The 13,730-nt window shown below is 28.0% G+C and carries 9 protein-coding genes; 2 read left to right on the forward strand and 7 right to left on the reverse strand.

From position 1 onward, the window contains the following. Window positions 1-100: 100 nt before the first annotated feature. Both EPJ79_RS08330 and EPJ79_RS08335 read right to left on the reverse strand, forming a co-directional pair. A complete protein-coding gene (locus EPJ79_RS08330) occupies window positions 101-1,480 on the reverse strand; it encodes an MATE family efflux transporter (protein ID WP_147739137.1) in 1,380 nt (459 codons plus the stop codon). A 151-nt stretch (window positions 1,481-1,631) separates the two neighbouring features. Beyond that, window positions 1,632-1,946 (reverse strand): hypothetical protein, encoded by a 315-nt coding sequence (locus EPJ79_RS08335; RefSeq protein ID WP_147718144.1) that lies wholly within the window; start codon window positions 1,944-1,946, stop codon window positions 1,632-1,634. Between the two features lie 398 nt (window positions 1,947-2,344). Between EPJ79_RS08335 and EPJ79_RS08340 the strand changes: the two genes are divergently transcribed. Together EPJ79_RS08340 and EPJ79_RS08345 are read left to right on the forward strand one after the other, a co-directional pair. After that, the gene (locus EPJ79_RS08340; protein WP_147739138.1) at window positions 2,345-3,442 is read left to right on the forward strand and encodes a chorismate mutase; all 1,098 of its coding nucleotides are present in this window, start codon (window positions 2,345-2,347) and stop codon (window positions 3,440-3,442) included. Next, window positions 3,435-3,977, forward strand: a complete 543-nt coding sequence (locus EPJ79_RS08345) for a shikimate kinase (protein WP_147739139.1) — start codon at window positions 3,435-3,437, stop codon at window positions 3,975-3,977. Before EPJ79_RS08340 ends, EPJ79_RS08345 begins: the two co-directional genes overlap by 8 nt. Here EPJ79_RS08345 and ispE read toward each other — a convergent pair. The 5 genes from ispE to EPJ79_RS08370 all read right to left on the reverse strand — a co-directional run bounded on the left by ispE (window position 3,969) and on the right by EPJ79_RS08370 (window position 13,542). Further along, window positions 3,969-4,826 (reverse strand): 4-(cytidine 5'-diphospho)-2-C-methyl-D-erythritol kinase, encoded by an 858-nt coding sequence (ispE, locus tag EPJ79_RS08350; RefSeq protein ID WP_147739140.1) that lies wholly within the window; start codon window positions 4,824-4,826, stop codon window positions 3,969-3,971. The two genes, EPJ79_RS08345 and ispE, sit on opposite strands and share 9 nt — an antisense overlap. Window positions 4,827-4,856: 30 nt before the next feature. Beyond that, window positions 4,857-5,897: a UDP-3-O-(3-hydroxymyristoyl)glucosamine N-acyltransferase gene (gene lpxD, locus EPJ79_RS08355; RefSeq protein ID WP_147739141.1), complete on the reverse strand. Its 1,041-nt coding sequence runs from the start codon at window positions 5,895-5,897 to the stop codon at window positions 4,857-4,859. An 18-nt stretch (window positions 5,898-5,915) separates the two neighbouring features. Continuing rightward, complete coding sequence (locus EPJ79_RS08360) at window positions 5,916-6,338, reverse strand: OmpH/Skp family outer membrane protein (RefSeq protein WP_147527405.1); 423 nt, start codon at window positions 6,336-6,338, stop codon at window positions 5,916-5,918. 84 nt (window positions 6,339-6,422) lie between these two features. Further along, on the reverse strand, window positions 6,423-9,047 hold the full coding sequence (gene bamA / locus EPJ79_RS08365) for an outer membrane protein assembly factor BamA (protein ID WP_147739142.1): 2,625 nt from the start codon (window positions 9,045-9,047) through the stop codon (window positions 6,423-6,425). Between the two features lie 25 nt (window positions 9,048-9,072). Next, complete coding sequence (locus EPJ79_RS08370; protein ID WP_147739143.1) at window positions 9,073-13,542, reverse strand: translocation/assembly module TamB domain-containing protein; 4,470 nt, start codon at window positions 13,540-13,542, stop codon at window positions 9,073-9,075. Window positions 13,543-13,730 lie beyond the last annotated feature (188 nt).

A 13,730-nucleotide genomic window follows, 5' to 3' on the forward strand; every position in this document is an offset into this window, starting at 1 on the left:
CTATAAAATCCTTTATTTATAAGAAATTTTCTATTAAATACATAATAATACAATATCGTTTATATAATCGGAATTTATCATTAAGTATTTATATTTATTTCTAATCCGTTAATTTTCTAATCCATCTCTCTTTTTTAAGCATTATAATGCCAATCGTTATCTTTATAAAATCGGTTAATTTTGCTATTCCAAACATAGCTACAGGACCAACCGAAGTAAATTTAGCCAAAATTAAAGCCGCAGGAGCGAATAAAAATAAAGATACGGGAACATCAACCGCAAAACCAAATAAAGCGTCTCCGCCCGCTCTTGAAACAGAAAATTGAGAGTTAATATAAGTCCATACGGGCATATAGCATGAAATCAATATTACTAAATTTCTTGTAATCGCTTGAGCGTTAACAGTAAGTTTTGAAAATATAAAAGGAATTAAAAATATTGAAGACATTTCTATTAATCCGACTATTAAACCCGCTATTATAGAACCGTTCATTATCCATTTTGCCTTATCTTTAGCTTCTTTAAGTTCTCCTCTTCCTAAAGTTCCGCCAACAATAACCATAGACGCTACATGAACTCCTTGAAATACCAAATAAAATATATTTGCAATCGTAAAACCCGAAGCCATTCCCGCAACCGTTTCCGCTCCGCCTCTGCTATTATAAAGCGCCGTCATAAACATTTCGCTTAATCCCCAACTAATTTCGCTTAAAAATATGAGACTCGATTTATTAACCATATCGATAAAAACGCCAATTTTAACTTTTAATATTTCTCTCGTTCTAACATAAAATTTTTCTTTATGCAATTTAATATATATTATAAAAATCGCCATTTCTAATATTCTTGCTATTAAAGTCGCAATTGCAGCTCCCGTTTCTTCAAGTTTCGGAGCGCCCAAATTTCCATAAATTAAAATCCAATTTCCAAAAGTATTGCATGCTGTCGCTATAACCGATATTACTAAAGGAATATGAGGCTTTCCAATTTCTCTATAAGAACTTCCTATAGCTCCCGAAATTGAAATTGGAATAAATGTAAACGCTATTATTTTCATATATTTTGAACTAGATTCTAATATTTCTTTTTGAGCATAATTTCCTTGCGTAAGAAGTCGCATAAAAATTTCGGGATTTATTAGCATTAAAATCATATATATAACTGAAATTATAAACGGAAGTATTACTTTAAATCTAAAAGCCTGTTGCATTCCTTCTTGATTATCTGCGCCGCTATTTTGAGCCATATATATTCCGCCAGCTCCGTAGAAAGTATATAATAAAACCAAATATATAAAATTTAATTGATTTGCAACATTAACCGCCGCCATTTTTGTATCGCCAAGTCCCGCAACCATAAAATTGTCTATAAGCGAAACCATTCCCATTATTAATTGTTGTGCCATAACGGGAACGGCTACAGAAATGCATAATTTATAGAAATCCCAATTTCCGAATATTTTATTTTTTGAGTAATTCATAATAATATTTTTTTTAATTAATTTATAAAAATAATTTTAGGTTTACATAATATAATACTATTTTTTTATTTGTCAAGTATTTATAAATAAAAAAAAGACGCCATTAAAAAATGACGCCTCTATTTTCCGCTTAACAATAGATTAATAAATTTTATTTAACTCTTGCGCCTTTTCCTCTAACTCTCATTTTTGTGATTAAACCAGATTTGAAAATCTCATAACGAGGCATAATTAAGAAATCATAAGTCGTTCCTTTTAAAGCTTCGGCTATAAGTCTTTCTTTCAAAGTGTTATCTTTAGCGTCATATTTGAGTTCCGCCGTTAAAACTTCTCCAACGGTTATATCGTTTCCAGAAAGTTGAAGAGATTGAGGAATGTTGTCGGCGGTTGCTATAGTTTGACAACTTACAAGAAATAAAATAAAAGTTAAGCAGAAAGTAATTAAAAATAGTTTTTTGAAATTCATAATATGAACTCCTTTTAATAGATTTTTATTTATAACCAAACGAATATCGCTATTCGATAAGCTATACAAATTGAGAAAATATCCAAAAGAGATGGATAAAAATTTAATAAATATTTTGATTGATTGATTTTTATTTTTACGAAATAAATTTTGAAAAAGTTTAAACTGCTTGTTCTGTTCTGTTCTGTTCTGTTCTGTTCAACATAGTTACAGTGTTTTTAAATCTCATATAAAATACCCATTAATTTTTATAGTTTATTTTATTTACATTCAAATTATACAATATTTAAAAAAATATGTCAAGCGTTATAATTAAAATAATATTGAGTTTTTTTATTTTTAAATTAAACTTAAATAATATTTATTAAAATTAAAACATTTTTTATTAAATTTAAATTATGGAAAAGTTAAAAAAATTAAGAGCCGAAATTGACGATATAGACAAACAAATAGTAAAACTTATAGAGAATAGAATGAAAGTGAGCGTTAAAGTAGGCGAGCTTAAAAAAGAAAATAATATTCCCGTTTTTGACGCTGAAAGAGAAAAAGAATTAATAGAAGAAAAAATAAAATTATTAAAAAATAAAGATTTGTCTAATCTTATAATCACAATTTATAACGATATAATGTCGGTTTCAAAATCATTGCAAAAAAATTTAATCGAAAAAGATAATAAAAATAAAATTAATAAAAAAATAGATTATAATAAAATTGTAGCTTATCAAGGACGAGAAGGCGGAAACGGATATGAAGCGGCTAAAAAATTTTTTAATAATAAAAATAAATTAATAAATAAAGCGAGTTTTGAAGATGTTCTTGAAAGCATAAGAAATAAAGAAAGCTATTATGGAATTCTGCCTCTTGAAAATTCTTCTACGGGAATGGTTAATGAAGTTTTAGATATACTTGTTCTTTATAATTGCAAAATAGTCGGAGAGATTTATCTTCCGATAGAATACGGACTTATGGCAAAAAAAGGAGATAAAATAAAAGATATAAAAAAAGTTATCTCTCATCCGCAGGCGTTAAAGCAATGTTCGGATTTTATAAAGAAAAATAATTTTGAAGAATTAACGGCAAGCAATACGGCTGAAGCGGCTTATATAGTTTCAAAAAGCGAAGATAATTCTTTGGCTTCAATATCGAATAAAAACGCTGCAAAAATTTATAATTTGGAAATTTTAAAAGAAAATATAGAAAATATAAAAGGAAATACGACAAGATTTATTATAGTTTCAAATTACGATAACGCTCTTAAAAACGGAAATAAAATGACTATAAGATTTTTGCTTCCGCATGAAAACGGCTCTTTGGCAAACGCTCTTTTAAAACTAAAAAATTTTAATTTGACATCAATCGTAAGTCGTCCGCATAGAGAGAGAAAATGGCAATATTATTTTTATATCGATATGACGGGAAATTTTGACGAATCTACTTTAGACGATTTTAAAAATTCCGTTGAAAATTTTACCATACTTGGAATATACGATGAATAATAAAATAGAAAAGAAAAAAACTTTATTTATAATAGGTTTGCCAGGCTGCGGTAAAACTACTTTATCAAAAATTCTAGCTAAATATTTGAATTATAATTTTTATGACTTGGATTTAATAATAGAAAAAAAAGAAAAAATGAAGATAAGTCAAATATTTGAAATGCGCGGAGAAAAATATTTTAGAGAAAAAGAAAGCGAGATTTTAGAAGAGTTAAGCGAATTAAAAAACGCCGTTGTATCTACAGGCGGCGGAATAATATTGTCTCAAAAAAATAGAGAGATAATGAAAAAAAAAGGAATAACGATTTTTATAAATAGAAACCTCGACATTCTTCTTAACAATATAGACGCAAGCGAAAGACCTTTATTAACTAAAGATAAAAATAAATTAATCGAATTATCGAAAGAGCGCGAACCTTTATATAAAGAAAGCGCCGATATAATTTTTACTCATAATACTTGGGAAGAAAATATTGAAGAAACTTTTAATATATTTTACGATTATATAAAAAATGAAATTTCTTTATCAAATTAAATTTAGTTTATATATATCCAAATCTTTAAATATATTTTTTAATTTATTATAATCTTCGTTTATTATATTTTCATTTTTGTCATATAAAGCGAAAAGCGAAGAACCCGAACCGCTCATGCAAATTTTTCTTTTAATTTCATTTTCAGCTTTTTCTTTATATTCTTTTATTTTAGGCTCAATCTTAAAAACATTTTTTTCAAATATATTGTAAGTATGCGAATATAAATCTTCAAATTTTATTTTCTCATTTTTATCAAGCAAATTTTTAATATAAAAAATATCGGATTTGTTAAAATCGTTTTCTGCAAATTTTGAATAAGCCAATTTTGTAGAAACTATTATATTTGGATAGATTAAAATTATTTTATAAGGAAAAGTAAAATTATATAAAAAAATTTTCTCTCCAATTCCCGATACCCAACTTAAACCTCCATTTATAAAAAACGGAATGTCCGCTCCGAATTTTGAAAAAGATTCTATTAATCGATTGTCGGGCTTTATATTTAATTCTTCTAAAAAAAAGTTTATTATAGTAGCCGTATTTGAAGAACCTCCGCCGAGTCCCGCTCCCGTTGGAATATTTTTTTCTATATTTATTTTATAATTTTTTTTAAGATTCATTTCATTTTTGAAATAATAAAATATTTTTGAAACTATATTTTCTTCGTTGTCGTTTAATTTATATTTTCCGCTCGTTGAAATTTTAAATTCTTTATCTTCTTCAATTTTTATTATATCAAATAAATCAATCGTATGAAATAAAGATTCTATTAAATGATAACCGTCTTCTCTTTTTGATTTTATATCTAAAAATAAATTAATTTTGCAAGGAGATTTTTTTATAATCATATATTTTGTTTAATTAAAGCCGTTAAATAATTATTTCACTCTTCTTATTTTAGTTTCAAATTTTTCTTCAACCAATTTTATAAGTTCGGGCAATTTTTGCTCGGCTATCATTTTTAATTTTTCTCTATCAATATTTTGAGCGGGGCTTCCAAGCATAATAGAATTTGATTCAATTTTAACTTTTGACATAACGCCGCTTTGTCCTCCCAAAATTACTCTATCGCCCAAAACCACATGGTCCGATAGTCCGACTTGTCCCGCCAATACGCAATTATGCCCAATTTTACTGCTTCCTGCTATCCCGACTTGCGAAACTATTATCGAATGCTCTCCAATATCGCAATTATGAGCTATTTGAACGAGATTGTCTATTTTAACGCCTTCTCTTATAATAGTTGAGCCTAAAGTCGCTCTGTCAATACAAACATTAGCGCCAATTTCAACATCGTTTTCTATTATAACATTTCCCCTTTGAGGAATTTTCATTTGCTTTCCATTTACTTCAAAAAATCCAAATCCATCGTTTCCTATAACCGTAGAAGAGCCAATTATTACTCTGTCTTTAATAACGCATCTATCATGAATTGAAACATTTGAATGAATTATGCAACTCTCTCCAATGATAACATTATCTCCTAAAAACGTTCCGCTTTCTATAATCGCTCCTTTTTTTATAATGCAATTTTTACCTATGCGAACATAATCGCCAATATAAACTTCTTTGTCGATATTTGAATTTTCTTCTATAATCGCCGTTTGTTTAATCGTTCCCAAATTATATTTTTTATCTTCAAACATAAAATACAATAATTTAATAAAAGCTTCTTTAGGATTTTGATAAATTATAATAGTTTTATTTTTAAAATCTTTAATACTTTCCGCAGTATCTTCTCTCATTATAATAGCGTTAGCTTTGCTATTAAATGCCGTTTCAATGTATTTATTATTATCAATGCAAATAATAGAGTTTTCAATAATATCGTTTATAGGCGAGAGAGTAGATATATCTAAATTTTCATCTCCTATTATTTTTTTAGCGTTCAAAAAATTAAATATATCTTTTACTTTCATTTTATCTCCCAAAATTTTTTATTTTTTTAAAGACGCTTTTACATCCGCAATAACCGATTCTGTAATATCAAAAGTTCTGTCGGCGTATAATATAGAATTTTCCGTTCTTTCCAAAATCAAAGTATAGCCTTCTTTTTTAACTATATTCATTAAAGAATTTGCAACCTGTCTCTTTACCATTCCTTTTAAAGAAGTGTCTCTAGTATTTGCAATAGAATTTTCAGAATTATCTTCGGTAGAATTTTGTTGTTTATATTCTTCTTGCTTTTCTTTTAATTTATCGGCTAATTCCTGGTCGCTTGTAACTTCTTTTATTACTCTTTGCAAATCTATATATCCTACTTTTGTAAGTCTATAAGATTGAGTGAATAATCTTGGGCTTATTATCGAAACAAATAAAACAGCCGTAAATATTAAACCAAAAATATAATACTTTTTCATTTTTTTCTCCTTAAAATTTTTTTATTAATTTTTTTATATAAAATCAATAATTATTATACAATATAATCAATTTTTTCAATAGCTTTAATAAAAAGGATGATTCATTGTAAAAGCTATTCCCCAACCTCTTCCAAGCCATTTGCCAAGCGGAGAGAATGAATCGCCTTCAAAAGCTTGTATGCCTTTTCCAAATCCGACATTATCTTTATTATAAACGAATCTTTGAGCAAAATAGAATCTTATATTAAATATAGGAATCGTTAATCTTAATCCAAAACCCCAAGAATACATATATTGCGAAGGGTCGAATATATCTTTAATATTCATAAATTGCGAAGGATAAGAATAAGCGTCTCCATCTTGATTGAGTCCCGAACTTCCTGGCATCCATAATTGTCCCGCATCCAAGAAAGTTACAAATCCTAAAGTTTTTGGAATAATAGGGACTCTTAATTCGGCAAATATTCTCACTTTAGCTCTTCCATAAGCCCAAGAATCTTTAGAACCGTCACTTCCAACCATATCGTAAGTTGACAAGCCTCTATTATGTTTAAAAAGCGTGTATCTTGAAGTATCCCAACCTCTAACATCTTCAAACGGATTAAGATAATATAAAACATCCGCATCGTTTCTAATATCCATTCCAGGTATTTTAACAATTTGAGCAATCTCGCCGTAGAATGCAAATGAAAGTCTATCATTAACGGGAACTGCTAAAAATCCCGTAGCGTTTAATCTCATAAGTTGAGTATGAAGAAAATAAAAATCAACCGTTCCTCTTAAAAAACTTCCTCTTGTAGGATTTGAATAATCGTTTCTGCTATCTCTTAATAAAGAATAAGAAACTATAAAAGTAGTAAACCAATCGCTTTCCCATCTCTTATTTCCTCCAACTTTTTTCTCTATTCTATGTTTCAAATATTTTTTAATATCATTCAAAACATGGTCTGGTCCGCTATCGCTCGCTCCTTGGTCATCCCATTGCATATATTGTTGAACTAATGTATCGAAAGTTAAGAATGTAGAATAATAATCGTAAAAATAATATCCGACACGAACTATTCCCTCTAAACCGTGCCTTGTATAATAAGAATATTTAGGAAGCCCAAAATCTCCCGTGCCTATTTGGTCGCCTGTGTTTACATTTTCGTAAAAATAAGATAAATCCAATCCCAAATATATTGGCAAATTAAGTAAATAAGGCTCGGCAAAATTGAAAGCTATTCTTCTTTGATTCTGTCCGAATTCTCCGCTTAATCCTATTTGCAAACCTCTTCCCAAAAAATTCATTTCTCTAATTGAAGCGAAAACTTTAAAACCCGAACCTGTTGAAAATCCTCCTCCGCCTGAAACCATAGCCGACCTTCCGTCCGTTACATTTAATGCTAATTCCATTAATCCTTCTGCAGAGCCTGGTTTTACATTTATATTTATATTTTCAAAAAATTGCGTATTATATAATCTTTCCTGCACTCTTTGAATTTTTACTGAATTGAAAACTTCGCCTGGTTTTATATCAATGTATCTTTGTATAACGAAATCTTTTGTTTTTGTATTTCCCGCTATTGAAATATTTTCTATATGCGCTTTATCATTTTCAACTATATCATACATAATATTTACTATCTTTGCATCTTCGTTTACGGTAATAACGGGAATAACTTGCCTAAATATGTATCCTCTTTCAGAATATTTATTTTGAATTCCTTGATAATCCGTCATATGATAAGTATAATTATATAAAGCGCCTTTTTTCGATTTTATATCTTTTTGTATATTATCCGAAGTAATAATTAAATTTCCTTTAAATCCTATATCTCCAAAATAATATTTTTCGCCTTCCGTTAAATAAATATCGATTATCAAATCCTGGTCGTCTTTTATCTGCGGGTCTCTCCATTGATAAGTAAATTTAACATTATCTACCGCGGCTTTATAATATCCTCTGTCGGCGTAATATTTTACTACTTTTGCTTTATCGTCTTCAAATTTGAATTCGTTAAATTTTCCTAAAGATAAAAATCCGTTTTCTTTAGTGGACATTTGCCTTTTAAGTTCGTTATCCGAAAAATGCGTATTTCCATGAAATTTTATAAATGCAACTTTTATCTCGTTTCCTTCGACAATATCCATTTCTATATTTACTTCAAACAATTCTTTATTTTCAGTAACTTTCGGTTTTACATAAGCTTTTAAATATCCTTTATCTTGATAATTCGTTATTATAGAATTAACAGCGTCATTTAAATTCTGCGGAATATAAGGGTCGCCCGCTTTCATTATAGGTTTTATAACATCGTTTAAAGCCGTTCTTGTTAATCTTTTATTTCCCGTATATGTAATGTCTTTTATTAAAAATCTTTCGGCTACGATTATATTTAATATTACTCCGTTTCCATCGCTTCTCGCATCGATTGCGACTCTTTCAAAAGATTGAGTATCGAATAATTTTTTTATCGCTTCGTTAATTTCGGCTCTTGAAAATTTGCTTCCCGCTTTAATCGGAAAACTATTTTTTATTTGAGTTTCAGTAAGTCTAACCTCGCCCGTTACTTCTATATCGTTTATTATTAATCCTTCGTAAGCGGCTATATTTCTCGCGTTTTTTAAATTATCAAAATCGCTTTCAACGGCTATTAATAAAATAAAAGTAAATAAAAGAATAAATACAGAAAATAAAATAATAAAATATTTTTTACAAAAATTCACTAAAATCTCCAAGTTGCCAACAATATCAAAATCTAGTTTTGAATCTCCAACGACCGATTAAATTAAAATCTTGCCCTATTTCTTGAATGTATTGTGGGTTTATTTTATATTCAAATGTCAAATTTGCAAGTCTGTAATTTTGCCAAATAATTGGAGCTGATATTTCAAAACCGACTCTATTATCAAAATAGAAAGAATCTTTAGGTCTGCCAAAAAGATTCGGTCTATTCGGGTCTTTAGCGTTATAAGTAATATCCCATTTTACATACAAATATTTTGAAAAAGTTTTTCCAATACTTGCGCTCGTATTATTAAAAAATTTAGCAAGACTCAAATTATTATTATAAGTTATAATATTATTTACGGCGGAGCTGCTTATATTAAAAGAATCTATTATTCCAATTCTCATTATCCATCTTTCAAAAGGTCTTAAAATAGTATTTCCAAATATTAAATCGCTATAGCTTCCCACAACCTGTCCGACTTGATTATTATTTTCGCTTCTGCTATTAAAATAACTTGTAGTTTGAGCATACATCTGCTCTTCTCTATTGTCAAAAGTTCCTTGCGGTATTCCCGCTAATTGATTTACTTGATATTGTCCTAATGTAGGTATTGTGTAAAATCTAACGGGCAATATTCCCGAAGTATCGGGATATAATAATTGAGATAATCTCGCGTTCATTTCCATATATAAAGTAATGCTCTCTCTCGATACTTCATTTTCAAAAGATTCTGAAGATGTATTATTTGCAGTAGAAGGATAATATTTTTTATTTGCAAAAGCCGTAGCTTCTATTATAGGGTCAGAACTGTTATTATTCGGAAAAGTTATAGAACCGCTTTCTAATTTATATATATTTTGTAAATAATAAATATTTCCTCTTGCCAAATTAATCGTTCCCGTTAATTCTATTCCGTCCATTATGGAACTATAAACTCCCATTTTAGAGCCTTCTTCCAAATAAAAATCTCCAACTAAAGCATTATAAGCTCTAACCTGTTTCCAAGCTTCGATTATAAAATCCCAATATATTCTGCTTGCTATTCCATAAATATGCTGTGAATAAGTATTTCTATTATTTATAGTGTTAATTTGAATATCGCTTTTCATTAAAGTTAATATTCCGCCGATTCTTGGAGCGGATAAGTTTCCGCCGACATTCATATCCAAATGCAAAGGTCCTTTTATTTTCGCCACATTAAAATCTATATCGCCTTCCAAAAGTCCTAATTGTTCGTCTGAAGAAAGCAAATCGAAATCCATATAATTTACGGCGTTTCTAAAAATTTCCGCCTCTCCCGTAACGCTTAAATTCTTTTTTCTTTTCGTATAGAAAGTTAAATTATTAATATTAAACATATTTCCGTCAAAATTAAAATCTACTATAGCGTTATCGAATATGTCTGAAAAATAAGCTATCTTTACTTTTTTGCCATGCCCTAAAAATCTTCCGTTTATAGCCAAATTATCTTTATCGCCATGAACTCTCGCGTATAAAGTGTAAGGCTTATTATCGATTATAAAATTTGTAGGCGAAGATTGTATTTCGGTAAAAATTACATTAAATATTTCAAATATTTCAACATTGAGTTTGCTTGAAGTTAATAATAAATCTACTTGATTATTTTTAGCGTTTCTTATAACTCCGTCTATATTTAGCATTTGATTATTATCGTATATATAATTTAATTTAGTTTTATTTTCTTTTTCTTCTCTTAAAATAGTTCCGTTTATTCCATGCGTTTTATTATTTGTAAAAGATATTAGATTGTCCGAGTAAGTCATTATAGTTCCAAATTCGGGCAATATTCTTCTGTTAATCGTTATCGGACTCGTTTGAATTCTATATTCCGAAATTCCATTTGGCAATTTTCTCATATTATAATTTATATTTCCGCTATACGAACTGTAGATAAATAGATTATCAACTTCTATTTGCATATTCTGTAAATCTTTTGAAAAATAAGCGTAAGGAATTCTAATCTGTTGAGGTTTTTTAAACGCTTTAGTTATAACCATTCCGCCTTGTCCCGTTTTAGTCATAACAAAATCTTTAAACTCAAATTCGTTTTTTCCATAATAACCCGTTAATGAAATATCAAATCTATCTTCCAATAATTCCAAATTTTTTATATTAAATCTATCAAGATAAATAATTGGATTATTTAATAAACCGATAACGGTAGCATCCGCCGATAATATTCCATAAATTCCGTTGGCGTAATTCAAATTAAAAGGCAAATCCGAAACGGTTAATTTTCCATAAACATTATTTTTATTAATCGAAGCGTCTATTACCAATCCGCCGTCATTATCCGCCGATTTAAATAAAGCCGTAAATTTATTAATTCCGTCTCTATTATCCAAAATTCCGTTTCCCATAACTCTATTTGCGCCATAATCTACAATTATATTTGTGAAAACTAAACTTTGATTTGAAAGCTCGAATTGAGTATTTAAAGTAAAAATCGGAGCGACATTTTTATCGAATTTTACATTTCCGTAAATATAAAAAGGTTTTTGAGTATAATTGTCGATTGAAATATCAGCGTTAATAACATTATTATTTATACTTAATTCTTTAGGCGTTTTAATATTTAAATTCAAAATTCCGTTTGTCGTTATAGAACCGTTTGCGATAATTTCCGATTTTTCGGTAGAGGCGTAAATTATTTTATTTCCGTTTGTAGCATCTAAAGTAAAACCGTTTAAATTATATTTTCCAAAAGGACTTTCAACATTTCCGTTAAGTTTTACATTAAATTTTTTATCGTATTCTATATTTGCTTTAGCTTTTATATCGCCGCTATCGGATAGTTTATAATAAATATCGTTAAGCTCTATTATATTGCTATAAGCCAAAGCGCCTATTCTTATTAAATATTCTTCCGTATAAATTTTTCTCGAAGCCAATTCTAAAGAATGAATATTTCCCTTTCCGTCCGTATATAAAGCGTTGCTCATACTATAATTAACATTTAAAGAAGATAAATTATCGATAGGATTTCTTCCTAAAATTACAATAAAAATATCTTGAGGAATAGTTCCTTTTGCGTTTACAATTACGGGTTTTGTATTATCTAATGAAATATTAGCGTTTAAAGGCTCTTTATATTTATCTTCAACTAAATTAATATCTACTTCTTTATCTTTAATTTTATAAATTATATTCCAAGCCAAAGGTTCTTTTAAAGCTCCGTTATAACTTAATTCATGCATCGTAAATCTCGTTATAATTTTTTCTTTGCTTGAAGATATTGGTTTTAAAGTTAATTTTGAATAGAGATTATTTGCTCCAGCGTATATATCGTTAATATTTAATTCTAATTTGCTTAATATAGGATTTTCTATAGGAATTATTCCGCTTGCTATTATATTTCCGTTTAATAAATTCATTATAGCGTTTGACAGAACTATATTATTATTAGTTAATTTAGCTTTCACAAATAAATCGTAAAATTTATCTTTCGCTTTCAAATCCATATCCAAATATAAATTTTCATTTTCTTTTCTATTTCCAACAACATTTATATTTGCATATTTAAATCCTTCAATAGAGTTGCTTATGCTTTTTATTCTGTTATTGTCTAATTTGACGAATTTATGAACTATCGGCGTATCCAAAGCTATATTCATTAATTTGTAAATAGTATTTTTGTCTATATCGATATTTGTAATTGAAAAATCTAATCTCTTATCGTTATAATCGTATATTAAATTCGCCAAAATATCATCGTAGTTTTTTAACTCTCCTTCCATTTTATCATTATAATCGTTTGTAAAATCTAAATTATATTTAAATAAATCTTTCTTTTCGTCATGTCCTAATATTATAGAATGAATTTCAGATAAATCGGGACTGCTTTCCATCGAAAAATATATTGAAGTTTTATCGGGCAAATTAATATTATAAGATAAAAAATATCTATAAGTTCTAAAATTTCCATTTAAAGAATCGAGAGATATTTCTGACACTTCGCCGTTGTCTACAATTTTTGTAGAGAATTTTTTTATTCTTATATTTTTATCAATAAACAAATCGGTAATATTATCTATAGCGGTTTTTATATCGCTGTTGTTTTTTGAAGGCTTATCTGTTTTTTTATTAAAAATAGAATTGTCAAATAAAGCGGGATAAAAATTAGCGTTATTAATATCGGCTTCGCTAAACATATAAAAAATATCTCTATTTATTAAAAGCCTTAAAGGATTAAATCTAACGGAAGCAAAATCTAAATCAAAAAAAGCGTTTGAATTATTTTTTGAATATAGTTTAACATCTTCTAAAATAATTTCTAATTTATAAGATACGCTAATATCCGATATCGATATATTTATTGGTGAGACTCTATTTATATAAGATACGATATTGTCTAAATATTTTTGCTTATTTTTCAAAACCAAAGTCGCGCTAAAAATTGTCGGAATTAAAAAAGCTAACAAGGTTGTCGCCATATACATTTTAAATAAAGAGCGCTTTTTTTTACGCACTAGGGCGCGCCTCCAAATATATTAATATTAATAATAATAACCTATTTTTAAAATAATTGTTATATATTAAATTTCGGTATATAAGGCTTATAATTCATTTATATAATAGCAAAAAAATTGCGAATTTTATATATATATTATTTTCAAAAATTTGACAAAAAATAAAAATACTATAATATAAGGCTATT

It is taken from the genome of Brachyspira aalborgi, from assembly GCF_008016455.1.
Taxonomy (GTDB): domain Bacteria; phylum Spirochaetota; class Brachyspiria; order Brachyspirales; family Brachyspiraceae; genus Brachyspira; species Brachyspira aalborgi.